The sequence below is a fragment of the Streptosporangium amethystogenes genome (assembly GCF_000721075.1).
GTDB lineage: Bacteria > Actinomycetota > Actinomycetes > Streptosporangiales > Streptosporangiaceae > Streptosporangium > Streptosporangium amethystogenes.
In genome coordinates, this window is sequence record NZ_JOEQ01000002.1 from 270,360 (window position 1) to 293,002 (window position 22,643).

Genomic DNA, 22,643 nt, shown 5'->3' on the forward strand with positions numbered 1-22,643 from the left:
CTCGACTCTCGTCTCATCCCCCACGGCCGTCGAACTCAATGACGGGTCCCGGGCGGCGTCGCGGCGCAGTGAGACGCCAAAAGCCCAGGTAGGACGATGGTGCTGTCACGAGCGCGCCTCCGTGCGGCGACGCGGGGTCCGAGGTTAGGTCGTAATGAGACGCGGCAGTGCGCCACAGGCGGTGCGGACAGCTCGCGCGAAGGATCTGCCGGAGGAAGCCATGAACATCGTGATAAGCGTCCTGTTCCGCGCCATACCCCTGGTGCTCGGGGCCATCTGTCTCGCCTTCGGCCTCTACATCAACAGCGGCGGCGAAGACGCCAACCACTTCGTCGCCGGCCATGTGAACATCGCGCTCACCGCGATCTGCTACGCGCTCTTCACCACCGCCGCGACGATCATCCGCCAGCTGATCAACCGTTACGACCTGCTGTGGCGGGTCGCGCTGCCGTTGACGGGCTACCTCGTCGCCCTCGCCACCATCGGCTGGGGCATCTTCACGGTGAGCCGGGGCGACGACGCCAAGTTCGTGGTCGGCGGCTTCGTGATCATCGGGATCGGCCTCATCGCCATCTGCGTGAGCACGGTGGCCACGGCCTCCACCGCCTTCGGCCTCATCCCCTACAACGCCGCCCGCGCCCCGGACGCCGGGCCACCGGAGGGCGCCTACCTGGAACGGGTGGGCATGACACTGATCGCGGTCCCGATGGTCTGCGCCATCGTGGGGTTCGCCATCGCCTTCGGCCTTCTCTTCCACGGAGAGAGTTCCACCTACGTCGCCGGACACGTTCTCTTCGGGCTGTCGGCGATCTGCGCCAGCCTGATCGCGCTGGTGGCGAGCATCGTCCGTCAGGTTCGCAACGTCTTCCGCGACAGGGAGCGATATCGGTGGAGCCAGCTGGTCGTCATCATGGGAACGATCAGCTTCGCGCTGGGCCTGTACGTCCTGCTCGGCTCCGACCTGCCCTACCGGATAGCTCCCGGCTACATCCTGATCGGTCTCGCGCTGGTCTGCTTCAGCATCCTGTCCAAGGCACTGCTGCTGGCCCTGGTATGGCGCCGCTCCTTCCCGCTCGCGAACCGCATTCCCATCCTGCCGGTGACCACCGCGCTGATCTGCCTGTTCTTCTCCGCCTTCCTGTCCGAGGCGGCCGTCACAGATCCACAGTTCTTCATCCCCGCCCGCGTGATGGTGGGGCTGGGCGCGGTGTGCTTCACGCTCTTCTCCATCGTCTCGATCCTTGAGGCCGGGACGTCCACCTAGGAAACGGCGCTCCTACGAGATGAGCAGCCTGGCCCGGACGACCGCGAGATCACCGGCGCCCAGGCCCGCCGCCCGGTCGGGGGCGTGAGCGAACCAGGTCATCGCATGAACCAAACGACAACGAGCAGTCACGACCGGTACTGACCGCCCGTCCGCCCCGGCGCGCCGGCGTTGCCCGGTAAGGCGTCGTCGCCTACGTGTGCGCTGTGCGGGCACCCCACCCCGTCGGGTTAAGAGGGCTGGTCGTATGCCTGCCGCACCTCGTCCGTTCCGCCCCTCAACTGAGGACGGCGTCCAGCAGGAGGGAGCCCGCGCCGAGGAGGGCGGCATCGGGGCCGCCACGGGTGACGGCGATCTCCAGGTCGCGGGTGGCCAGCGGGAGGCAGCGCTCGTAGACGGCGGCGCGGATGGAGGAGATCAGCGGCTCGGCGGTGGAGAGGCTGCCGCCGACGACGATGGCGTCGGGATTGAGGAAGTTGACCAGGACGGTGAGCACCTCGCCGATGAGGCGGCCCGCGTTCCTGACCAGGGCGGTGGCCTCGGGCACGCCGTCCTCGACCAGGGCGACGACGTCGCCCGGGCGTCGCGTCGCGATGCCGAGCTCGGACAGGGCGCCCATGAGCGCGGCGCCGCTCGCGTAGGCCTCCAGGCAGTCGGGGTGGCCGCACGAGCACATGGTGGAGGAGTCGGTCCTGACCCGGACGTGGCTGATGTCGCCGGCCGCACCCCTGCCCCGGTGCAGGCGGCCGTCGACGATCACGCCGCACCCTATGCCGCTGCCGGCCTTCAGCACCATGAGGTTGTCGCACCCGGGCCATGAGCGGGCCTCGCCGACGGCCAGGAGGTTGGCATCGTTCTCGACGAGCACCGGCAGGTCGTAGTGCGCGCCGAGATGCTCGGCGACGGGGAAGTTGTGCCAGCCGGGCATGCGCGAGGGAGACACCACGCGGCCGCTGGCGGGGTCGACGGGGCCGGGTATGCCGGTGCCGACGCCTCTCAGGGGGACGCCGGGCGGGCCGTGGGTCAGCATCAGTTCGTCGAACGAGGCGGCCATCCAGTCGAGGGTCGCCTCGGGGCCGAGCGCTATGTCGCAGGCGCGCTCCTCGACGACGAGGGGGGCGCCGCTGAGGTCGAGTAGGCCGAGGCGGGCGTGGTGCGCCCCGAGGTCGGCCACCGCGAGCAGGCCGGCGGTCGGGCTGACCCGCAGCCGCCGAGGCCGCCGCCCACCCCTGGAGGTGCCCGAGCCCTCCTCGACGAGGAGCCCGGTGTCGATCAGCTCCTCGACGCGCAGGGAGACGCTCGACGCCGCCAGGCCGGAGATACGGGCCAGCTGGGCGCGCGACTCGGCGTGGCCGGTGGCGACAAGACGCAGAAGGTCGCCCTGCGCTCCCCGCACCAACAGCCGCTCTTTGCCTGACATGGACTAGAGGAATACCACGTCTGTACTTACTACGGCAACGTGTTGACTTCCGTAAGAATCATCTATTACCTTCCGGTTTGTCTTCGATTTCGAAGGAAGATGGCAATGATTCAGGTCAAAGGGTTGAACAAGTGGTTCGGTGATCATCACGTGCTGCGCGACATCGACCTTGATGTGGCGCGGGGCGAGGTCGTCGTGGTGGTCGGTCCCTCGGGATCGGGCAAGTCGACGCTGTGCCGCTGCCTCAACCGGCTGGAGCCCGCCGGGTCCGGAGACATCCTCGTCGACGGCGTACCCGCCCCCGTGGAGGGCCGGGAACTGGCCAGGCTCCGGGCCGACGTCGGCATGGTGTTCCAGTCGTTCAACCTCTTCCAGCACAAGACCGTGCTGGAGAACATCGTGCTCGCGCCGATGAAGGTCCGGGGCGACTCCCGTGCCGAGGCCGAGGCGTCGGCACGGGATCTGCTGGCGCGCGTCGGCATCGCCGAGCAGGCGGGAAAGCTGCCCGCGCGGCTGTCCGGTGGGCAGCAGCAGCGGGCCGCCATCGCCCGCGCGCTGGCCATGCGGCCCAAGGTGATGCTCTTCGACGAGCCCACCTCCGCACTCGACCCGGAGATGGTCGGTGAGGTGCTGGACGTGATGGTCCGGCTCGCCGCCGACGGCATGACCATGGTCGTCGTCACCCACGAGATGGGCTTCGCCCGCAGGGCCGCCGACCGCGTGGTCTTCATGGACGCCGGCCAGATCGTCGAGACGGGCGAGCCCGGCGCCTTCTTCGAGGCTCCTCAGACAGACAGGGCCAGGGACTTCCTGGCCAAAGTTCTCACTCACTGATCGAAAACGATCAAAAAGGATGGTGGGCCCGATGGTGTCCATGAAGCGGCTGGCCGCTGTCGCCGCTGTGTCCATGCTCGGCCTCTCGGCCTGTGCCGGTACGGACTCGGGAAGCCCGGCCGTACCAGGTGAGGCCAAGGGCGGCGACCTGATCGCCTCGGCGCCGGTCGCGGCCGCCGCGGACATCCTGCCCGGCTCCACGATGGAGAAGATCAAGCAACGCGGCGAGCTGATCGTCGGCGGGTCGCTCGACGCGCCGCTGCTGTCGCAGCAGAACCCGACGACCGGCGAGGTCGAGGGATTCGACGCGGACATGGGCAAGGCGCTCGCCAAGTACATCATCGGCGAGCCCAAGGTGAAGATCGTCAACTCCGCCTCGGAGACTCGCGAGGCGCTGCTCGGCAACGGCACCGTGGACGTCGTCCTCCAGACCTACACGATCACCCCGGAGCGGGCCGAGCAGGTCTCCTTCGCCGGACCGTACTACTCCTCCGGGCTGAGCCTCGCGGTCAGGAAGGGCACCACGGGCATCACCAAGCCCGAGGACCTGAACGGCAAGACCGTCATCGCCGGAGCCAACACCCCGGCCATCCCGGCGATCAAGAAGCTCGCCCCGCAGGCCAAGATCGTGACGTTCGGCAGCGACCCCGAGTGCATGCAGGCCCTCAAGCAGGAACGCGGCGACGCCTACGTCCAGGATGAGACGCTCCTGGTCGCCAACGCGCAGAAGGACTCCTCGGTCCAGGTCGTCGGCAGCCCGTTCACCACCGACCCGTACGGCATCGGCCTCAAGCACGGTGACGACCAGTTCAAGAAGTTCGTCAACGACTGGCTGAAGAAGATCCAGGCCGACGGCCTCTGGCAGAAGACCTGGAAGCAGTCTCTCGGCACGGTCGTGCAGGGTGAGGCTCCCACCCCGCCGCAGATCGGATCGGTGCCGGGGTCCTGATGTCCGCCCTCCTGGATCACCTGCCCGAGTTCTGGCAGGGGCTGGTCGTGACCCTCCAGCTGACCGTGGCGTCCTTCGCCGGCGCCGCGGTCGTGGGGCTCGTGATCACCGCCATGCGGGTCAGCCCGGTCGGCGTCCTGCGCGGGATCGGCACGGCCTATGTGGAGACCTTCCAGAACCTGCCACTGCTGGTGCTGCTGGTGCTCGCCGTCTTCGGCCTGCCCGAGATCGGCCTCAAGGCCGACCTGCTGGTGACGGCCATGATCGTCATCGCGCTCTACGAGGCCGCCTACATCGCCGAGGCCCTGCGCTCCGGCGTCAACGCGGTCTCCGCGGGGCAGGGCGAGGCGGCCCGCGCGCTCGGGCTGACCTTCGGCCAGTCCCTGCGCCACGTGGTCCTGCCGCAGGCGCTGCGCACGGTGATCCAGCCGGTCGGCAACATCTTCATCGCGCTGACGATGAACACCTCGCTCGCCGCCGCGGTCGGCGTGGTCGACCTGACCGCCGCGGCCAACCGGGTGAACCTCATGGAGGCGCAGCCCATCCCGATCTTCGTCGGGGCCGGCCTGGCCTACGCGCTGATCGCCGCCTGCGCCGGGTTCGTCACCGGCCGGCTCGAACGACGACTGGTGGTGGTCCGGTGAGCGTACCCTCTCCTGACGGAGCGGTGAGTGTCCGGTCCCCTGGCGGGCCGGTCGCCGCTCAGGCCGCGGGCTCGGGCGAACCGGCGGTGGTCCGGTGAGCAACCTGCTCTTCGACCAGCCTGGGCCGCGCGCCCGCCGCAGGATACGGATCGCGACCGCGGTGGGGGCGGTCGCGGTGCTGGCTCTGCTGGCGCTGGCGGTGCGCCAGTTCGCCGCAGGCGGCCAGCTCGACGCCGACCGCTGGTCGCCGTACGCGACCTGGCCGATGTGGCGCTATCTGCTGAACGGGCTGTGGGCCACCGCGCTCGCCGCCGTCGTCTCGGCCGCGCTGGCGATGGCCGCCGGACTGGCACTGGCCCTCGGGCGGCTGTCGCGGCGAGGGTGGGTACGCGTGCCCGCCGCGGCGTACGTGGAGGTCGTGCGGACCATCCCGGCGCTGCTGCTGGTATACGTCGTGCTGTTCGCACTGCCCCGCTACGGGCTGGATCTGCCGCTGTTCTGGAAACTCGTGGTGCCGCTGGCGATCTCGAACGCCGCGGCGTTCGCGGAGATCTTCCGCGCCGGAGTGCTGTCGGTGGAGCGCGGCCAGGGCGAGGCCGGGCTCGCGGTCGGGCTCACCCAGGGCCAGACCATGCGCCTGATCGTGCTGCCGCAGGCGGCCCGGCGGGTGCTGCCCTCGATCGTCAGCCAGTCGGTCGGCCTGCTGAAGGACACCTCGCTGGGCTTCGTGGTCAGCTACGCCGAACTGCTCTACAGCGGCAAGGTCCTGGCGACCTACAACGGCCTGCTCATCCAGACCTACATCGTCGTCGCGCTGATCTACCTGGTGGTCAACGCGTCGCTGTCCAAGCTCGCCCGTACCCTCGACTCCCGTGGCACCCCGGGGGCCCGCCGGCTCAGAAGGAGACCCGCCCGTGCCTGAACTCGTCCCGCTCGCGGAGGTGGTGCGCTCCGGATTCGTGGAGAGCGTGCACTTCGGCAGCGCCGTCGCCCTCGCGCCCGACGGCACCGTGGCCGTCGCCAGGGGAGCGGTCGGCGCGCCGGTGCTGCCGCGCTCCTCGGCCAAGCCGTTCCAGGCGCTGGCCTGCCTGCTGTCCGGGGCGGACCTGCACGGTCCCGGCCTGGCCATCGCCGCGGGCAGCCACACCGGTCAGGACTTCCACGTGCGACTGGTCGCCGAGATACTCGCCGGGGCCGGGCTCGGCTTCGAGACCCTCGGCTGCCCCGTGGACTGGCCGGAAGACGAGGCCACCCGGCACATGCTGATCAGGGCGGGCCTGACGGCCTCGCGCGAGCGTATGAACTGCTCGGGCAAGCACGCCGCGATGCTCGCCGCGTCCGCCGCCTCCGGCTGGGAGACCGCCTCCTACCTGGACGCCGACCACCCCTTGCAGCGGCGGGTGCGTGCCGTGACCGAGGAGTTGTCAGGGGAGAAGGCGGCCCATGTCGCCGTCGACGGGTGCGGCGCCCCGCTGTTCGGGCTGTCGCTGACCGGGCTGGCCCGGGCCGTACGGGCCCTGGTCGTCGCCGAGCCGGGGACAGCGCCGCGGGCGGTCGCCGACGCGATGCGCGAGCACCCCGAGTACGTCGGCGGGACCGGGCACGTGAACACCTCGCTGATGCGGGCGCTGCCGGGGGCGGTGGCCAAGGGCGGGGCCGAGGGGGTTCTCGTCGTCGCGCTCGCCACCGGGCACGCGGCGGCCGTCAAGGTCATCGACGGGAGCCCGCGGGCCACGAGCGCGATCGCGCTGGCCGCGCTCAGGGCGGCCGGCGGGAACGTCGCGCCGGCGGCCGACTTCGCGAGTGTTCCGGTGCTGGGCGGGGGCCTACCAGTCGGTGAAATCCATGCTCTGGAGGAAAAATGAGTCTTACCTATGAAATCTGCATTGACAGCACCGCCGGCGCGCTCGCGGCCGAGCAGGCCGGGGCGCACCGCGTCGAGCTGTGCTCGTCCCTCTTCGAAGGGGGCCTGACCCCGACCCTCGGCACCGTCGAGGCGACCCTCGCGGCGGTCTCGACGATCCGGGTCCACGTGATCATCCGCCCCCGGGGCGGCGACTTCATCTACGACGAGTACGAGGTCGCGGCCATGGAGCGCGACGTGGCCATGGCCAGGGACGCGGGCGCGCAGGGCGTGGTGATCGGGGTGCTGACGCCGTCAGGCGAGGTGAACGTCGAGGTGGCCAAGCGTCTCATCGGTGCGGCCGGGGGCCTCTCGATCACCTTCCACCGGGCCTTCGACATGACCGCCGACCCGTTCGCCGCCCTGGACACCCTCGCCTCCCTGGGCGTCGACCGGGTTCTCACCTCCGGCCAGGACGTCACCGCCCTTGAGGGCGCGCCACTGATCGCGTCCCTGGTCGAGCGGGCAGGCGACGGCCTGATCGTCATGCCCGGTGGCGGCATCACTCCCCGCAACGTGCACCGCGTGGTCGAGGCGACGGGAGCCACCGAGATCCACTTCGCCGCCTTGGTCGACGCGCCCAGCCCCGCCGTCCACCGCAACCCCCACCCGTTCATGGGCGGAGAACTGCGCCAGCCCGAGTACAGCCGCCTGATCACCTCTCCGCGTCTGGTCTCCGAGGTGATCGCCGCCTCTGGTACCTGACCCCCGGGGACCGGGCCACCTGGATATCAAGCCACCGAGTGGCCATCCCCGGTGTGGTGACCAGAGGTTGAGCACGACGTGCGGATGAGCGCGCTGTGTCCGTTTTGGGCGATAGGCGAACTGCGGTAGTCGCTCAGCCTGGCGGTGCCCGGGTTGTGCATGATGAACGTCCTGGAGCGCCGCGCCTCGGTGGCGGCGAGGCGCACTGGACGGGGACGGCCACTGGATCGCCCCTGTCCAAAGGATTTCATTAGTTAGATTTGTCGTTCTTTGGGCTGTTTGGAGCTTATGTCGGGTATACCGGTAGAAATTCGCTTTCGCATGAAATCGAATTTCGCGTGAAACCGGAAGGGGGCATGGGTCATGATGAGACCCGCAAGCCTGGAACAACACCCCGATCTCATAGAGATGCGGGCACGGTACGAACGGGCGGGATCCAGCTCGGTGGCGCAGGTCATCGATGGACTGGCTCTCCTGGCTGGCCTGTATCTGGCGATCTCCCCATGGGTGGTCGGCTTCAACGGCCTGTCCAGGCTCACCGTGAGCAACCTCATCACCGGCCTCGCGCTCGCCGCCCTGGCCGTGGGATTCGCGTCCGCCTACGGCCGGACGTACGGGATCAGTTGGATCGTGCCGATCATCGGTATCTGGACCATCGTGGCCCCCTGGGCCACCAGCTCGGCAACAGTCGGGAACATCTGGAACAACGTCGTCACCGGCGTCGTCATCCTCCTGCTCGGACTGGGAGCGGTGGCGGTGGGCTCCAAGAGGATGCCTGGCATGGCGCACAAGGGAGACATGTCCCACCGAGGAGACATGCCACACCGGACAGATATGCCCAACAGGCCGGACATGCCCAACCGGCCGGACTTCCCCAACAGGCCATAGGTCGATGTGGCATCGGTGCGGCGGCGAAGGACCGCCCCGCCGGTGCTGTACGGGACACCCGCTTTCAAACCACCCACGTTCTGACCACCCCTCCGAGGGGCGTCAGGGGTGCACAGTTCAGCACCAGCGGCATCTGCCCACGCTCCGCCAGGAAAACGGCCTCACCGCCACAGCGGTGACGGCACCGTATCCAGATGAGCCCGGCCCCCGGCCGGGCTTCCGTCGTCTTCGGTCCGGCAACGGGCCGGGAGACAGGCTCGCGGTCCAGGCAGGCGCGGAACTCCCTGTCCCTGATGGCCGTACTGTACGGCTCCAGCCGGCCGGAGAACTCCCGAACGCGTTCGACCGAGCGGGGGACGTCGGTGATCCGGCCATGGGGATCGCGGCCCTCGCCGAGTCGACCGCCTGTTCCACCCCACCCATGCATGCCGGGATATGCCTCGGGGACGCCTCACCGTGAGTCCCCTCACCACGGGCTCCGCGCAGCCGGCCGTCCGCCGGCAGTCGCCCGGCACGGCCAGGACGGATGACCTACTCGAAGAGGGTGTGCCGCTCACCGCGCCGACGCCTGCGGACGATCCGGATCCCGACCACCACGATGTCCACGACGGCGATGGCCGCCAGCACGGCAAAGGCCACGGTGAGCGGTGTGAACCCGCCCTGTGCCGCGAAGACCGCCAGAACCGTACAGACCACCAGGCCGAAAATCGCCAGCGCGAGCCGCAGGTTCAGCGCGCTCTTCGGATGGTCATGCGTTCCCGGCTGCTCCTTCATGAGACCACCTCCGGGGCGATACCGATCTCCTCACCTGCCCATATCTGTGCGAGGGGCATCTCCCAGCCCTTACCCAGGACATCCCGGATCACCCACGGCATCATGGTCTTCACCCCGGTTGTGCAGCAGGCCTCCCGGGTTTCCCGCACTACCGGAGGTCCACTGCGAAACAGCACCGGATTGCCTCGGTGACCAGGCGTTCACCTTGCCTACGAGGCGATCCTCGACCATTCACGGGTCTCCGGTGAGCCCGGCGACCGGCGGAGACCGCCAGGACCGCTCATGGGACCGGGTACGGACCTCCGAGGCCGTCACTCGCCGAAGAGGCTCACGGTTCGGCGGGGGGCGACGTGGAGGGCTCATCGGGGTGAAGCGCCAGTATCCGTATCCCGATCCGTCGCCTCGGCCGCCCGATCGGCCAGGGTGAGCCACCGCTCCCGGCCGTGCGCGAGACCACTGCTCTCGCCCTTCGCGGCCGTGGCGCCGGAGCGCAACAGCCCGGCCGTCACCGCCGGCATCCGCCGCGAGACGTCGAACGTGCTGTCCCACACCTCCTCGAAGACCCCGCTGGACACGGCGGACAGCAGAGACTGATTTCCGGGGACGTCAGGGGTCTGAAACCGGGTAGGAACAGAGCGTTCGCGATGCAAGGAGGGGCCAGGTGGCCGCACATCAGCTGGTCAACGACCCGCAGGAGCTCGTCGGCGAGGCGCTCGAAGGACTGGAGCTCAGCCAGCGGGGGCGGCTGCGCTGGAACCGCGATCCCAGCTTCGTCATCAGGGCCGATGACCGGCGGCCGTACAAGGTGGGCGTGCTGTCCGGCGGCGGCTCCGGGCACGAACCCCTGCACACCGGTTTCGTGGGGTACGGCATGCTGGACGCCGCGGTGCCGGGAGCGGTCTTCGCCAGCCCCACCGCGATCCAGATCCAGGCGGCCACCGAGGCGGTCGACGACGGCCGGGGGGTCGTCCACGTGGTCAAGAACTACACCGGCGACGTGCTGAACTTCACCATCGCCGCCGAGATCTCCGGCGACATCCGGATCGAGACCGTGCTCGTCGACGACGACCTGGCCACCGACACCTCCGTCGAGGGCGGCCCGGGGCGGCGGGGCACCGCCGCCGTCGTCGCCGTCGAGAAGATCTGCGGCGCCGCCGCCGAGCGGGGCGCCGACCTGTCCACGGTGGCCACGCTCGGCCGCCGCGTCGCGGGCAACGCCCGGACCATGTCCCTGGCCCTGCGGGCCTGCACCCACCCCGGCCAGTCCGTACCCTCGTTCGACCTGGAAGCGGGCCAGGTCGAGTTCGGCGTCGGCATCCACGGCGAGCGGGGAGTCCGGCAGATCCCCGTGGCCCCCGCCGACGAGCTGGTGGCCGCGCTGACCGAGCCGGTCGCCGACGACCTCGGGCTGAGCAGGGGCGACGCGGTCTTCGTGATCGTCAATGGCCTCGGCTCCACCCACCAGCTGGAACTGCTCGCGGCCTACCGGCAGGTGACCCGGCTCCTCGACGCCCGGGGGGTGACGGTCGCCCGGCAGCTGGTGGGCTCCTATGTCACCGCCCTGGACATGGCGGGCTGCTCGGTCACCCTGATCCGCGCGGACGAGGAGCTCGTCGGCCTGTGGGACGACCCGGTGCGCACCGCCGCCCTCACCTGGTGACCCGCCCACGGCTCCGGCGATCGGCGACGGTCACCTGACCGGTCCGGTTCTCCGCATATGAGCATCGTCACGGGTCAGCCACCGGGTAAGCCCGAATCGACCGGCCTCGCGTCCCGTCCCGGTACTCGAAGGAGAAACACATGAACGACCTCGAACCCCAGGCCGTACTGTCGTGGGTCGAGCGGTTCATCGCCCGGATCGACGACCGGGTCCAGGAGTTGACCGAACTGGACCGCCGCAGCGGTGACGGTGACTTCGGCACCAACATGGTCACCGCGCTCACCAGGGCCAAGGCGAAGCTCTCCCCCTCCCCCGCCGATGCCGGGGCAGCGTTCTCCAGCCTCTCGACGGCCTTCCTCGAACACTCCGGCGGCACCAGCGGGCCGCTGTTCGGCATGTGGTTCCGCGAGTTCGCGCTGGCCGGGCAGGGCGGTCCCGCCTTCAGCACGGCACTGCTCGCCGACGCCGCCAGGAACGGGGTGGCCGCGGTCCGCAGGCTGGGCTCAGCCTCGGTGGGCGACAGGACGATGGTCGACGCCATGGCCCCGGCGGCGGACGCCCTGGCCGAGGCCGCGGAGAACGACGTTCCCGCCGTGCGGGCACTACGGCTGGCGGCGGAGGCGGCCCGCGCCGGAGCCGACTCCACCTCCTCGATCATCGCCCGCCGGGGCCGGGCCAGCTATGTCGGCGAGGCCGCCCTGGGCGCGCCCGACCCCGGGGCCGTCGCGGTCGCCCTGTTCTTCGAGTCCGCTGACGGGTCTTAACGGACGTGCGGCCGGCTGGCGGAGTCCCAGCCGAGGCGGGCGGGGCCGTCGTCGGCGTCGGGCATCATCGCCTACCCGGTCGCGGGAGACGCGAAAGACCCCCGTGGGTGATCCCACGGGGGTCTTCGGAGCGCGCTTACCGGCAGATCACGTGCAAAGGGTCCGGCTAGTAGATCGGACGCGAGGAGGAGCGCAGCCGCTCCAGGGCCTCGGCCAGGATCTGTGCGCCGTCCTTGTCGCTGCGACGCTCCTTCACATACGCGAGGTGCGTCTTGTAAGGCTCGTTACGCGGCGGCGCGGGCGGGTTGGCCTCGTCCTGACCTGCGGGGAGACCACACCGAGGGCAGTCCCAGAACTCGGGAACGGCCGCGTCGCTGGCGAAACTGGGGCGCGTCTCATGCATGTTCGCGCACCAGAAAGGGACCCGTACACGGGGGGCCGCCTCGCCACGCTCCGCCTCCCCCATGGGGCCGGCACCGACACGGCTGCCACGGATCGCGTTGCCACTACCCACGGATGAACTCCTTGCTCGATGGCCCCGCCGCTTGGGGATGCGGGGACTGAACCACTGTCACGCCTGTCGAAGCCAGGTCAGGGCCTCAGGAGCAGGCCCAGCGCGATGATGCAGACGAACCAGACCACACCGGTGATGACGGTGAGCCTGTCAAGGTTGCGCTCCACCACGGAGGAGCCTCCGAACGACGACGAGAAACCGCCACCGAACAGATCCGAGAGACCACCGCCCTTGCCCTTGTGGAGCAGGACGAGCAGCATCATCAGCAAGCTCGACAGGATGAGGGCGATGGAGATTCCGATTGTCACCGTTGACCTGTTCCCTATGTGCGCGTGTCCCGCGTCCGGGCACGACCCTTGTGTACGCCAGAGGCGTGACGATTCAAACCTGCTCTAAGAGGGTATGACGTGCTGTCAAATCACGCCCCCCAAACGGACCAGTCAACTCGACAATTCGCCAAGACGGCAAATTTTCACGAATTCCCCGGCATCGAGGCTCGCGCCACCGACCAGGGCACCGTCGACATCGGGCTTCGCCATGATGCCCGCGATGTTGTCAGACTTGACCGACCCACCGTAAAGGATACGGACACCCGCGGCCACATCGGCGTCGTACAGCTCGGCGAGTCGCTCCCGGAGGGCCCCGCAGACCTCCTGCGCGTCGTCAGGGGTGGCCACCTCGCCGGTGCCGATCGCCCAGACCGGCTCGTAGGCGAGCACGATCGAGGCGACCTGCTCGGCGGTGACCTTGCGAAGCGCCCCTTCGAGCTGCGCGACGCTGTGGGCCACCTGGCCGCCCGCCTGGCGCACCGGCAGCCCCTCCCCCACACACAGGATGGGGGTGAGCGAGTGCCGGTAGGCCGCCTGCACCTTGGCGTTGACGACGTCGTCATCCTCGTGGTGGTACTGGCGGCGCTCGGAGTGCCCGATCGTGGCGAAGGTGCAGCCGAGCTTGGCGAGCATGGCCCCGGAGATCTCACCGGTGTAGGCGCCGCCGTCGTGCTGCGACAGGTCCTGGGCACCATAGAGGATCCGCAGCTTGTCGCCGTCCACCAGGGTCTGCACGCTGCGCAGATCGGTGAAGGGCGGCAGCACGGCCACGTCGGCCCGGTCGAAGTCCTTGTCGCCCAGCGCGAAGGCGAGCTTCTGGGTGTGGGCGATGGCCTCAAGGTGATTGAGGTTCATCTTCCAGTTGCCGGCTATGAGCGGCTTGCGAGCGGTGCTCATCTGACCTCTACCTCTCCAGCGCCACGAGTCCGGGGAGGGTCTTGCCCTCCAGGTATTCCAAGCTGGCCCCGCCACCGGTGGAGATGTGCGAGAACCCGTCCTCGGGCAGGCCGAGCCTGCGCACGGCGGCGGCCGAGTCTCCCCCGCCGACGACCGTGAAGGCCTCCAAGCCGATCAACGCCTCGGCGACCGCGCGGGTTCCGCCGGAGAACGCCTCGAACTCGAAGACGCCCATCGGGCCGTTCCAGAACACGGTCCTGGCGTCGGCCAGCTTGTTCGCGAACAACTCGCGGGTGCGCGGGCCGATGTCGAGGCCCTGGCGGTCGGCCGGGATCGCGGTGGCGTCGACCACCTCGTACTCGGCGTCCTCGGCGAACTCGGTGGCCGCCAGCACGTCGACCGGCAGGACGAGCTGCACGCCACGCTTGGCCGCCTCGTTCAGGAAGCCCCGCACCTGGTCGAGCTGGTCCTCCTGGAGCAGCGACCGGCCCACCTCGTACCCCTGTGCCTTCAGGAAGGTGTAGGCCATGCCGCCGCCGATGAGGAGCCTGTCGACCTTGGTGAGCAGGTTGCCGATGACCCCGAGCTTGTCGGAGACCTTCGCACCGCCCAGCACCACGGCGTACGGCCGTTCGGTGGTCTCGGTCAGCCTCTTGAGCACCTCGACCTCGGCCAGGACCAGCCGGCCCGCGGCGTGCGGCAGCAGGGCGGGCACGTCGTAGACGCTGGCGTGCTTGCGGTGCACCGCGCCGAAGCCGTCGCCCACGTAGAGGTCGGCGAGGGCGGCCAGCCTGGCCGCGAACCCGGCCCGCTCGGCGTCGTCCTTGGACTCCTCACCGGGCTCGAAGCGCAGGTTCTCCAGCAGGGCCACCTGGCCGTCCTGAAGCGCCTCCACGACCTCCTGGGCCGACTTCCCGACCACGTCGGTCGCGAAGGCGACGTCCGTGCCCAGGAGCTCGCCCAGCCGCTTGGCGACGGGGGCCAGGGAGTAGTCCGGGTTCGGCTTGCCCTTGGGGCGCCCCAGGTGCGCGACGACGATCACGCGGGCGCCCCTGCGGGCGAGTTCCTCGATCGTCGGCACCGAGGCGCGGATGCGGCCGTCGTCGGTGATGACGTCCCCCTCCAGGGGGACGTTGAGGTCGGCGCGTACCAGGACGCGCCGACCGTCCACGTCGAACTCGGAGATGTCCTTCATCAGAGGTCGGCGCCGACCAGCTCGATGAGGTCGGCGAGACGGTTGGAGTAGCCCCACTCGTTGTCGTACCAGCCGACGACCTTGACCTGGTTGCCGATCACCTTGGTGAGGGCGGAGTCGAAGATGCAGGACGAGGGGTCGGTGACGATGTCGGAGGAGACGATCGGGTCCTCGGTGTAGGTGAGGTAGCCCTTGAGCTCGCCCTCGGCCGCGGCCTTGAGTGCGGCGTTGACCTCCTCGACCGTGGTCTCGCGGCCGACCTCGACGGTGAGGTCGGTGGCCGAGCCGGTGGGGATCGGCACCCGCAGCGCGTAACCGTCGAGCTTGCCCTTGAGCTCGGGCAGCACCAGGCCGATGGCCTTGGCCGCACCGGTCGAGGTCGGCACGATGTTGATCGCGGCGGCGCGGGCGCGGCGCAGGTCGCTGTGCGGGGCGTCCTGCAGGTTCTGGTCCTGCGTGTAGGCGTGGATGGTGGTCATCAGACCCTTCTCGATACCGAAGGTGTCGTTGATGACCTTGGCCATCGGCGCCAGGCAGTTGGTGGTGCAGGAGGCATTGGAGATGACCGTGTGCTTGGCCGGGTCGTACTTGTCGTGGTTGACGCCCATCACGACGGTGACGTCCTCGTTCTTGGCCGGGGCCGAGATGATGACCTTCTTGGCACCGTTCTCGGCGTGCACTCGGGCCTTGTTCGCGTCGGTGAAGAAGCCGGTCGACTCCACCACGACGTCCACGCCCAGGTCACCCCAGGGCAGCTTGGCGGGGTCGCGCTCGGCGAAGGCCTTGATGGCCTTGCCGTCCACGATGATCTCGTCGGCGGTGCTCTTCACCTCGTACGGCAGGCGGCCGAGAATGCTGTCGTACTTCAGCAGGTGGGCGAGCGTGGCGTTGTCGGTCAGGTCGTTGACCGCCACGATCTCGATGTCCTTGCCGCTGGCAGCGACCGCGCGCCAGAAGTTGCGGCCGATCCGGCCGAATCCATTGACGCCTACGCGGATGGTCACGGTGCCGATCTCCTCGTACGTCGGTGCGCCAGTCATGAGGACCGGCGACTTGGGGCTGACTGAAACCTCAACCACGAACCTTATCGGACCTAAATTGGTGTAGACCACTGGAGGGGGGAGGTCCGTTATTCCTTAACCCATGAACAGGTATCGCACCATTCAAGTAAAGTGCCCGACTCGTCACCGTAAACCCCTTCGGCCTCACGAGGAGCTGCCATGACGGACAACGATCCACATCTGGCAAACGGGCTTCTACCAGGTATTTTTACCGGTCTCGGCGCCACCCTGGTCGGCGCCGCGGCCTACGGCGCGCTCATCGGCTTCAGCGGGTACGAGATCGGCTTCGCCGCCATCGGCGTCGGTCTCCTCGTCGGCCTCGCCATGATGGCGGTCAGGCCGACGAGCCCGGTGCTGCCGCCGCTGGCCGCCCTCTTCTCCCTGATCGGCGCCGCGCTCGGCCAGGTCGCCGGATACGTGATCATCTGGGTACGGGCCTCCGGCGACGACTACGGCTCGGCGCTGACCCAGGTTCTCAACACCTTCCCCGAGGATCTCCGGCGCGATCCCAAGTCACTGCTGTTCTGGGCGATCGCCGCCTACGCGGGCTTCGGCTTCGTGAGCAGAAGAGTCAAGGCCGCCCGCGAAGCCCACACCGCCTCGTCCGTCCCGCAGCCGGACGAGGCCGACCAGGTGGACTACTTCGCGCCCAAAAAGCAGCCCTGAGCGGGCCTTGAACGGCACGTATCGGAGCCGCGCTCTCGGTGCGATCACCGGGCGCGACGCCGCCCTTCCGGACCGGGGACGCGTCAGGGGGCCAGCATGTCGACGGTGAGATTGGCCTCGGTATTGGGGATGCCGATGTCCTGAGCGCGCTTGTCGGCCATGGCCAGCAGCCGGCGGATGCGACCGGCGATGGCGTCCTTGGTCAGGGGCGGGTCGGCGAGCTGGCCGAGCTCCTCCAAGGACGCCTGCTTGTGCTCCACCCGCAGGCGGCCGGCGATCACCAGGTGCTCCGGGGCCTCCTCCCCGAGAATCTCCAGTGCCCGCTGGACCCTGGCTCCGGCGGCGACCGCGGCGCGGGCCGAGCGGCGCAGGTTGGCGTCGTCGAAGTTGGCCAGCCGGTTGGCCGTCGCCCGGACCTCACGGCGCATCCGCCGCTCCTCCCAGGCCAGCACGCTGTCGTGGGCGCCCAGCCTGGTCAGCAGCGCGCCGATGGCGTCGCCGTCACGGACCACCACCCGGTCGACGCCGCGCACCTCGCGGGCCTTGGCATGGATCTTCAGCCGCCGCGCCGACCCGACCAGCGCGAGCGCCGCCTCGGGCCCCGGACAGGTGACCTCCAGCGACATCGAGCGCCCGGGCTCGGTGAGCGAGCCGTGCGCCAGGAACGCCCCCCGCCAGGCCGCCTCGGCATCGCAGGCCGCCCCGGCGACGACCTGGCGGGGCAGGCCACGGACCGGGCGCCCGTGGTTGTCGATCAGGCCGGTCTGGCGGGCCAGCGCCTCCCCGTCACGGTAGACCCGCACGAGGTAGCGCGATCCCTTGCGCAACCCCGCCGGGGCCAGCACGAGCACCTCCGCCTTGTGCCCGAAGACTTCACCGATGTCCTTGATAAGCCGCCGGGCGGTGACGTTGGTGTCCAACTCGGCCTCGATCACGATCCGGCCGCTCACCAGGTGCAAACCGCTCGCGAACCGCAGCAGCGTCGACACCTCGGCCTTACGGCAGCAAGGCTTCAGGACCGTCAGCCTGCTCAGCTCGTCCTTGACCACACCTGTCATCGCCATGCGCGTTCGTCCTCCCCCATACAGACCCCATGCGGCCCGAGATGAATCGGGCTCACAGCAGTTTCTCGCACTCCTGAGCACCGCTGACCAGGATCAACGCTTCGCACGGAAAATCTCGTCCAGGACGGAGGCAAGACGTTGTGCATCGTGTCGCGGCGAGCCGTCCTCATCCGCCACCGAGGCCAGGACCAGCCGCCCGCCAAAGCCGGCCACCGCCTTCTCCAGTTCCTCACCGTCGTCGGCCACGCCGGTGTCCGCGACGACCACGTCCACCTCCAGGGACGGCGCGTGCTGACGCAGCACCTCCAGGTGTTTCTGGGGGGAGAAACCGTCGGTCTCCCCCGCCTGGGGAGCGAGGTTCAGCGTGACCAGGCGCCGCGCGCGGGTGGTGTGCAACGCCTCGGCCAGTTCGGGCACCTTCAGGTGGGGCAGCACGCTGGTGAACCAGGAGCCGGGGCCGAACACCACCCAGTCGGCGTCCAGGACCGCCTCAACGGCCTCTGGGCACGCCGGTGGGTCCTCGGGGACCAGCGAGATGGCCCGGACCCTGCCCGGGGTGAGCGCGCAGGCCACCTGGCCGCGCACCGTGCTCACCAGACCGTCCAGCTCCACCTCGGCGGCGATGTCAAGTGGCACCGAGGACATCGGCAGCACCCGCCCGTGCGCGCCGAGCAGCCGCCCGAGCCAGTCGAGCCCGGCGACCGTGTCGCCCAGGCGCTCCCAGAGCGCCACGATCAGCAGGTTGCCGATCGCGTGGCCGTCCAGGTCACCATCGCTGCGGAAGCGATGCTGGACGACCTCGCTCCAGGTGTGGCCCCACTCGTCGTCACCGCACAGGGCGGCCAGCGCCATCCTCAGGTCTCCCGGGGGCAACACGCCGAACTCGCGGCGGAGGCGGCCGCTGGAACCTCCGTCGTCGGCCACGGTGACCACCGCCGTCAGCCGGGAGGTGACCCTCCGCAGTGCCGACAGCGAGGCGTACAGCCCGTGCCCTCCACCCAGCGCGACAACCTTGAGACCTTCATTCACTCCCGGCCCACATCCCGATGGCTTACCTGCACCTCCATGCCACCCCGATCCCGCAGCCGACCGCCGATCTGCTCGGCCATGGCGACGCTGCGGTGCTTGCCCCCGGTGCAGCCGACGGCGAGCGTGGCGTAGCTCTTGCCCTCGCGGGTGTAGCCGGAGGCGATGATGGCGAACATCTCGTCGTAGGCGTCCAGGAGTTCCTTCGCACCCGCCTGGTTGAGAACGTACTCCCGTACGGGGGCGTCCAGGCCGTTCATGGGGCGAAGTTCGGGAACCCAGTGCGGATTGGGCAGGAACCGGCAGTCGACGACCATGTCCGCGTCGACCGGCAGGCCGTACTTGTAGCCGAAGGAGACGACGTTGACCCGCAGGCCCGGACGATCCTCGCCACCGAAGAAGGCGACGATCTTCCCCCTGAGCTCGTGGACGTTGAGGTTGGAGGTGTCGATCACCAGGTCGGCGTTGGCCCGGACCTCACGCAGGATGCCGCGCTCGCGGGCGATCCCGTCGACCAGCCGGCCGTCGCTCTGCAGCGGGTGCGGGCGGCGGACGTTCTCGAACCTGCGGACCAGCTCCTCGTCACTGGCCTCAAGGAACACCACGCGCACGCCGACGCCGCGCCCCTCCAGCTCCTCGATGGCACTGTTGAGGTCACTGGTGAAGGCCAGGCTGCGCACGTCGACCACCGCGGCCACCTTGTCGGCGGCCAGCTTGGCCCGCCCCGCCTCCTCGGCCATGGCGAACAGCAGCCCCGGCGGCAGGTTGTCGATGACGAACCACCCCAGATCCTCCAGGGCCTTGGCGGCGGTGCTCCGCCCCGCCCCCGACATTCCGGTGACGAGGACGAACGCGGACTCTCTTTCGCTCATGGGTTCTGCCCCTTCAAGACCGACACGATCGTCTCGGCCGTCGAGGGGCCGATCCCGGGAACCTCGCAGATCTGTGCCGCGGTCGCCTCCCGCAGCCGTTTCACCGATCCGAAATGCTTGATCAACGCCTGCCTGCGGGCCGGGCCGAGTCCGGGAACCTCGTCCAGAGCGCTTTCCTTGACGCTCTTCGACCGCTTGGATCGATGGTAGGTGATGGCGAAGCGGTGAGCCTCGTCGCGCACCCGCTGGAGAAGGTAAAGGGCCTCGCTGGCGCGGGCGAGGATCACCGGCAGGTCCTCACCGGGCAGCCAGACCTCCTCCAGCCGCTTGGCCAGGCCGCACACCGCCACGTCGTCGACGCCCAGTTCGTCGAGCGCCCTGCGGGCCGCCGCGGCCTGCGCCGGACCGCCGTCGACGACGACCAGGTTGGGCGGGTAGGCGAACTTGCGCGGCCTGCCGGTCTCCGGGTCGATGCCCTGGGTCCGCAGCCCCTCGCCGGGCCCCTCACCCGGCCCCTCTCCTGGCTCTGCCATGGCGTCGGCGTCGAGATCCCCGGTGGCCGAACGTTCCTCCAGGTAGCGCTTGAAGCGGCGGGAGATCACCTCGTAGATGGAGGCGACGTCGCCCTCGGTGGAGCGCACCGAGAACCTGCGGTACTCGCTCTTGCGGGCCAGGCCGTCCTCGAACACCACCATGGAGGCCACCACGTCGGTGCCCTGCAGGTGGGAGACGTCGTAGCACTCGATGCGGAGCGGCACCTGGTCCAGACCGAGAGCGTCGGCGACCTCCTGCAGCGCCCTGCTCCGCGCGGTCAGGTCGCCGGCCCGCTTGAGCTTGTGCTGTTTCAGGGACTCCACGGCGTTGCGCTCGACGGTCTCCATCAGCGACCTCTTGTCACCCCGCTGCGGAACCCTGATCTCCACCCTGGCCCCGCGCTGCTCGCCGAGCAGCTCGGAGACCGCCTCCGTGTCGGGTGGCAGGACGGGGACCAGCACCTCCCTGGGCAGCGCCTCGGCGGCCGCGTCACCGTACATCTGCAGCAGGAACTGCTCGACCAGCTCGCCGGGAGTGGCCTCCTCGACCTTGTCCACCACCCAGCCGCGCTGACCCCTGATCCGCCCGTCACGGACGTAGAAGACCTGGACGGCGGCCTCCAGCGGATCCTCCGTCAGGGCGATCACATCGCAGTCGGTGTTGTCGCCCAGGACCACCGCCTGCTTCTCCATCGCCCGCTGCAGGGCTCCGATGTCGTCGCGCAGCCTGGCCGCCCGCTCGTACTCCTGCGCGGCGGCGGCCTCGCGCATCTCGCGCTCCAGCCGCTTGACGAACCGGCCGGTGTTGCCGGCCATGAACTCGCAGAAGTCGTCGGCCAGCTTCCGGTGCTCCTCGGCGGTGACCCGGCCGACGCAGGGGGCGGAGCACTTGTCGATGTAACCCAGCAGGCAGGGGCGCCCGACCTGCGCGGCCCGCCGGAACACCCCCGTCGAGCAGCTCCTGATCGGGAACACCCGGAGCAGCAGGTCGACGGTCTCCCTGATCGCCCAGGCGTGGGAGTAGGGGCCGAAGTAGCGGGTGCCCTTGCGCTTGGCCCCGCGTAGCACCTGGACCCGGGGAAACTCCTCGCCCATGGTGACCGCGAGGTAGGGATAGGACTTGTCGTCGCGGTATTTGACGTTGAACCGCGGGTCGTACTCCTTGATCCAGGAGTATTCGAGCTGGAGCGCCTCGACCTCGGTGCCGACGACGGTCCAGTCGACGTCCACGGCGGTCGTGAGCATGGTCTGGGTGCGCGGATGCAGGCCCGCGAAGTCGGCGAAGTAGGAGTTGAGCCGCTGGCGCAGGCTCTTGGCCTTGCCGACGTAGACGACCCGGCCTCCGGCGTCCTTGAACCGGTAGACGCCGGGGGACTCGGGGATCGACCCCGGCTTCGGCCGGAAACTCGCCGGACCACCCACAGATCTCGCCACGTGGAAAGCCTATCGGCCCGGACCGACAGGTTTCCTTACCGCTTTTCCCGGCACGGCCTCCGTCCCCGGAGAACCGGTGACAGGCGACCCCGCCGCCGGGGCGAGTTCTTCCGGCGGCGGGGCGTGACCGGATTCAGGCGAGGCTGATGGAGTCGCCGTCCACCTTGATCGCCTTCTCCTCCAGCGGCTTCGAGGCCGGGCCGCCCGCCACGGAACCATCAGCGATCTTGAACTTGCTGTGGTGACACGGGCAGTCGATGGTGCCGTCCACGACCTTGTCCACGTCGCATCCCTGGTGGGTGCAGACGGAGCTGAACGCCTTGAACTGGCCCGCGGCCGGCTGGGTGATCACGATCTTCTGGTCCTTGAAGACCTTGCCGCCCCCCTCGGGAATGTCCGCCGTCTTGGCCAGGACGTTCGCCGCCGCGTCGCCCGCGCCGGCCTCCGGCGCCTGCGAGGACGCGGTCGAGGAGGTGTCACCGCCGCTCGCCGCGGGCTCTTCCGAGCTCCCGCACGCGGTCAGCACCGCCGCCACCCCGGCCCCTCCGGCACCCAATATCACCGTACGACGCGTCGTCTCAGTCATGTATCTCCTCCAGGATCATCATCTTCAGGTATGGCTGGCACCCCGATGACGGTTCAGCATGCCGTACGCCGTGTCAGGAGACTGTGAAGAATGACGCCCCTGGCGCTCTTTCTGGATCATCTGGAGAATTCCATGGAAACCCTCATCGCGGATTTCGGCCCCGGCGGGCTCGACGGATCCCCCCTGGCGGAGAGGGCGGCGCGAACCGTCAGACCATGATGATCCCGTCACCCTCGACCTTCAGCGCGTACTGGACCAGCGGCGCCTCCGCCGGGCCCTTGAGGCATTTGCCGGAGTCGGCGGCGAACTCGCTGCCGTGGCAGGGGCAGCGGATGACGCCGTCCCCGACCCTTCCGACCGCGCACCCCCGGTGCGGGCAGCTCGCCGTGAACGCCCTGAACACCCCAGAGGTCGGCTGGGTGATCACGATCTTCCACTTGCTGATCACCTTGCCGCCGCCCACCGGGACGTCGGCGGTCCTCGCGATGACCTTCCCCTTGATCCCCGGCGGCACGATGGCGGCGGCGGGTTCCCCGCTGCCGCATCCGGCCAGCGCCGCCCCGCACGCCACGGCCCCCGCGGCGGCGATCACCTGCCTGCGCGCGGGCCCGGCGGAGGTTTCCTGCATGCTCACTGCGGCCCTTCTCGCAACATCATCCCC

The 22,643-nt window shown here is 69.5% G+C and carries 25 protein-coding genes; 11 read left to right on the plus strand and 14 right to left on the minus strand.

The window, feature by feature from the left end:
- Window positions 1–220: 220 nt before the first annotated feature.
- Window positions 221–1,264, plus strand: coding sequence for a DUF2776 family protein (locus tag IG98_RS0102930; RefSeq protein WP_030904981.1), 1,044 nt, complete (start codon window positions 221–223; stop codon window positions 1,262–1,264).
- Window positions 1,265–1,541: 277 nt separating this feature from the next.
- Here the strand turns inward: IG98_RS0102930 and IG98_RS0102940 are convergent, their stop codons facing one another.
- Window positions 1,542–2,684: an ROK family protein gene (locus IG98_RS0102940; protein WP_030904984.1), complete on the minus strand. Its 1,143-nt coding sequence runs from the start codon at window positions 2,682–2,684 to the stop codon at window positions 1,542–1,544.
- Between the two features lie 105 nt (window positions 2,685–2,789).
- On the opposite strand from IG98_RS0102940, the gene IG98_RS0102945 reads away from it, so the two are divergent.
- The 7 genes from IG98_RS0102945 (at window position 2,790) to IG98_RS0102975 (ending at window position 8,607) form a co-directional block, all read left to right on the plus strand.
- A complete protein-coding gene (locus IG98_RS0102945; protein ID WP_030904987.1) occupies window positions 2,790–3,518 on the plus strand; it encodes an amino acid ABC transporter ATP-binding protein in 729 nt (242 codons plus the stop codon).
- 31 nt (window positions 3,519–3,549) lie between these two features.
- The gene (locus IG98_RS0102950; RefSeq protein ID WP_030904990.1) at window positions 3,550–4,467 is read left to right on the plus strand and encodes a glutamate ABC transporter substrate-binding protein; all 918 of its coding nucleotides are present in this window, start codon (window positions 3,550–3,552) and stop codon (window positions 4,465–4,467) included.
- Window positions 4,467–5,111 (plus strand): amino acid ABC transporter permease, encoded by a 645-nt coding sequence (locus IG98_RS0102955; RefSeq protein ID WP_030904991.1) that lies wholly within the window; start codon window positions 4,467–4,469, stop codon window positions 5,109–5,111. Before IG98_RS0102950 ends, IG98_RS0102955 begins: the two co-directional genes overlap by 1 nt.
- A gap of 94 nt (window positions 5,112–5,205) precedes the next feature.
- Window positions 5,206–6,033 (plus strand): amino acid ABC transporter permease, encoded by an 828-nt coding sequence (locus IG98_RS0102960; protein WP_030904994.1) that lies wholly within the window; start codon window positions 5,206–5,208, stop codon window positions 6,031–6,033.
- Complete coding sequence (locus IG98_RS0102965; protein WP_030904996.1) at window positions 6,026–6,976, plus strand: asparaginase; 951 nt, start codon at window positions 6,026–6,028, stop codon at window positions 6,974–6,976. Before IG98_RS0102960 ends, IG98_RS0102965 begins: the two co-directional genes overlap by 8 nt.
- Entirely contained in the window at window positions 6,973–7,719 is a 747-nt protein-coding gene (locus tag IG98_RS0102970) for a copper homeostasis protein CutC (RefSeq protein WP_037969223.1), read from the plus strand. Before IG98_RS0102965 ends, IG98_RS0102970 begins: the two co-directional genes overlap by 4 nt.
- Window positions 7,720–8,082: 363 nt before the next feature.
- Entirely contained in the window at window positions 8,083–8,607 is a 525-nt protein-coding gene (locus IG98_RS0102975; protein ID WP_084195091.1) for an SPW repeat protein, read from the plus strand.
- Window positions 8,608–9,138: 531 nt separating this feature from the next.
- Here IG98_RS0102975 and IG98_RS0102980 read toward each other — a convergent pair.
- Window positions 9,139–9,381 (minus strand): DUF6343 family protein, encoded by a 243-nt coding sequence (locus tag IG98_RS0102980; protein ID WP_030905004.1) that lies wholly within the window; start codon window positions 9,379–9,381, stop codon window positions 9,139–9,141.
- 359 nt (window positions 9,382–9,740) lie between these two features.
- On the minus strand, window positions 9,741–9,956 hold the full coding sequence (locus IG98_RS0102990; protein WP_030905006.1) for a hypothetical protein: 216 nt from the start codon (window positions 9,954–9,956) through the stop codon (window positions 9,741–9,743).
- Between the two features lie 86 nt (window positions 9,957–10,042).
- On the opposite strand from IG98_RS0102990, the gene IG98_RS0102995 reads away from it, so the two are divergent.
- Together IG98_RS0102995 and dhaL are read left to right on the plus strand one after the other, a co-directional pair.
- The gene (locus IG98_RS0102995; protein WP_030905009.1) at window positions 10,043–11,041 is read left to right on the plus strand and encodes a dihydroxyacetone kinase subunit DhaK; all 999 of its coding nucleotides are present in this window, start codon (window positions 10,043–10,045) and stop codon (window positions 11,039–11,041) included.
- Between the two features lie 140 nt (window positions 11,042–11,181).
- The gene (dhaL, locus tag IG98_RS0103000) at window positions 11,182–11,805 is read left to right on the plus strand and encodes a dihydroxyacetone kinase subunit DhaL (RefSeq protein ID WP_030905013.1); all 624 of its coding nucleotides are present in this window, start codon (window positions 11,182–11,184) and stop codon (window positions 11,803–11,805) included.
- Between the two features lie 166 nt (window positions 11,806–11,971).
- Here dhaL and IG98_RS0103005 read toward each other — a convergent pair whose 3' ends face one another.
- From IG98_RS0103005 to gap, 5 genes are all read right to left on the minus strand, one after another.
- On the minus strand, window positions 11,972–12,319 hold the full coding sequence (locus tag IG98_RS0103005; protein ID WP_012892502.1) for an RNA polymerase-binding protein RbpA: 348 nt from the start codon (window positions 12,317–12,319) through the stop codon (window positions 11,972–11,974).
- Window positions 12,320–12,396: 77 nt separating this feature from the next.
- Entirely contained in the window at window positions 12,397–12,627 is a 231-nt protein-coding gene (gene secG, locus IG98_RS0103010) for a preprotein translocase subunit SecG (RefSeq protein ID WP_030905020.1), read from the minus strand.
- 132 nt (window positions 12,628–12,759) lie between these two features.
- On the minus strand, window positions 12,760–13,545 hold the full coding sequence (gene tpiA / locus IG98_RS0103015; protein ID WP_030905023.1) for a triose-phosphate isomerase: 786 nt from the start codon (window positions 13,543–13,545) through the stop codon (window positions 12,760–12,762).
- 7 nt (window positions 13,546–13,552) lie between these two features.
- Window positions 13,553–14,740, minus strand: coding sequence for a phosphoglycerate kinase (locus IG98_RS0103020; protein WP_030905026.1), 1,188 nt, complete (start codon window positions 14,738–14,740; stop codon window positions 13,553–13,555).
- Window positions 14,740–15,744 (minus strand): type I glyceraldehyde-3-phosphate dehydrogenase, encoded by a 1,005-nt coding sequence (gap, locus tag IG98_RS0103025; RefSeq protein WP_030905029.1) that lies wholly within the window; start codon window positions 15,742–15,744, stop codon window positions 14,740–14,742. The genes IG98_RS0103020 and gap overlap by 1 nt, the downstream gene beginning before the upstream one ends.
- Before the next feature lie 216 nt (window positions 15,745–15,960).
- Here gap and IG98_RS44420 point away from each other — a divergent pair, with 216 nt between their 5' ends.
- Window positions 15,961–16,467: a hypothetical protein gene (locus IG98_RS44420; RefSeq protein ID WP_051751418.1), complete on the plus strand. Its 507-nt coding sequence runs from the start codon at window positions 15,961–15,963 to the stop codon at window positions 16,465–16,467.
- Window positions 16,468–16,550: 83 nt separating this feature from the next.
- Here IG98_RS44420 and whiA read toward each other — a convergent pair whose 3' ends face one another.
- The 6 genes from whiA to IG98_RS0103065 all read right to left on the minus strand — a co-directional run bounded on the left by whiA (window position 16,551) and on the right by IG98_RS0103065 (window position 22,610).
- Complete coding sequence (gene whiA / locus IG98_RS0103035) at window positions 16,551–17,531, minus strand: DNA-binding protein WhiA (protein WP_030905033.1); 981 nt, start codon at window positions 17,529–17,531, stop codon at window positions 16,551–16,553.
- Between the two features lie 93 nt (window positions 17,532–17,624).
- A complete protein-coding gene (locus IG98_RS0103040; RefSeq protein ID WP_030905035.1) occupies window positions 17,625–18,560 on the minus strand; it encodes a gluconeogenesis factor YvcK family protein in 936 nt (311 codons plus the stop codon).
- Complete coding sequence (gene rapZ, locus IG98_RS0103045) at window positions 18,557–19,429, minus strand: RNase adapter RapZ (protein ID WP_030905037.1); 873 nt, start codon at window positions 19,427–19,429, stop codon at window positions 18,557–18,559. Before rapZ ends, IG98_RS0103040 begins: the two co-directional genes overlap by 4 nt.
- The gene (gene uvrC, locus IG98_RS0103050) at window positions 19,426–21,384 is read right to left on the minus strand and encodes an excinuclease ABC subunit UvrC (RefSeq protein WP_051751420.1); all 1,959 of its coding nucleotides are present in this window, start codon (window positions 21,382–21,384) and stop codon (window positions 19,426–19,428) included. The genes rapZ and uvrC overlap by 4 nt, the downstream gene beginning before the upstream one ends.
- 145 nt (window positions 21,385–21,529) lie before the next feature.
- A complete protein-coding gene (locus IG98_RS0103055; protein WP_030905041.1) occupies window positions 21,530–21,982 on the minus strand; it encodes a Rieske (2Fe-2S) protein in 453 nt (150 codons plus the stop codon).
- A 208-nt stretch (window positions 21,983–22,190) separates the two neighbouring features.
- Window positions 22,191–22,610 carry a Rieske (2Fe-2S) protein gene (locus IG98_RS0103065; RefSeq protein ID WP_030905042.1) on the minus strand — a complete coding sequence of 140 codons (420 nt, stop codon included), beginning with the start codon at window positions 22,608–22,610 and terminating at the stop codon, window positions 22,191–22,193.
- Window positions 22,611–22,643 lie beyond the last annotated feature (33 nt).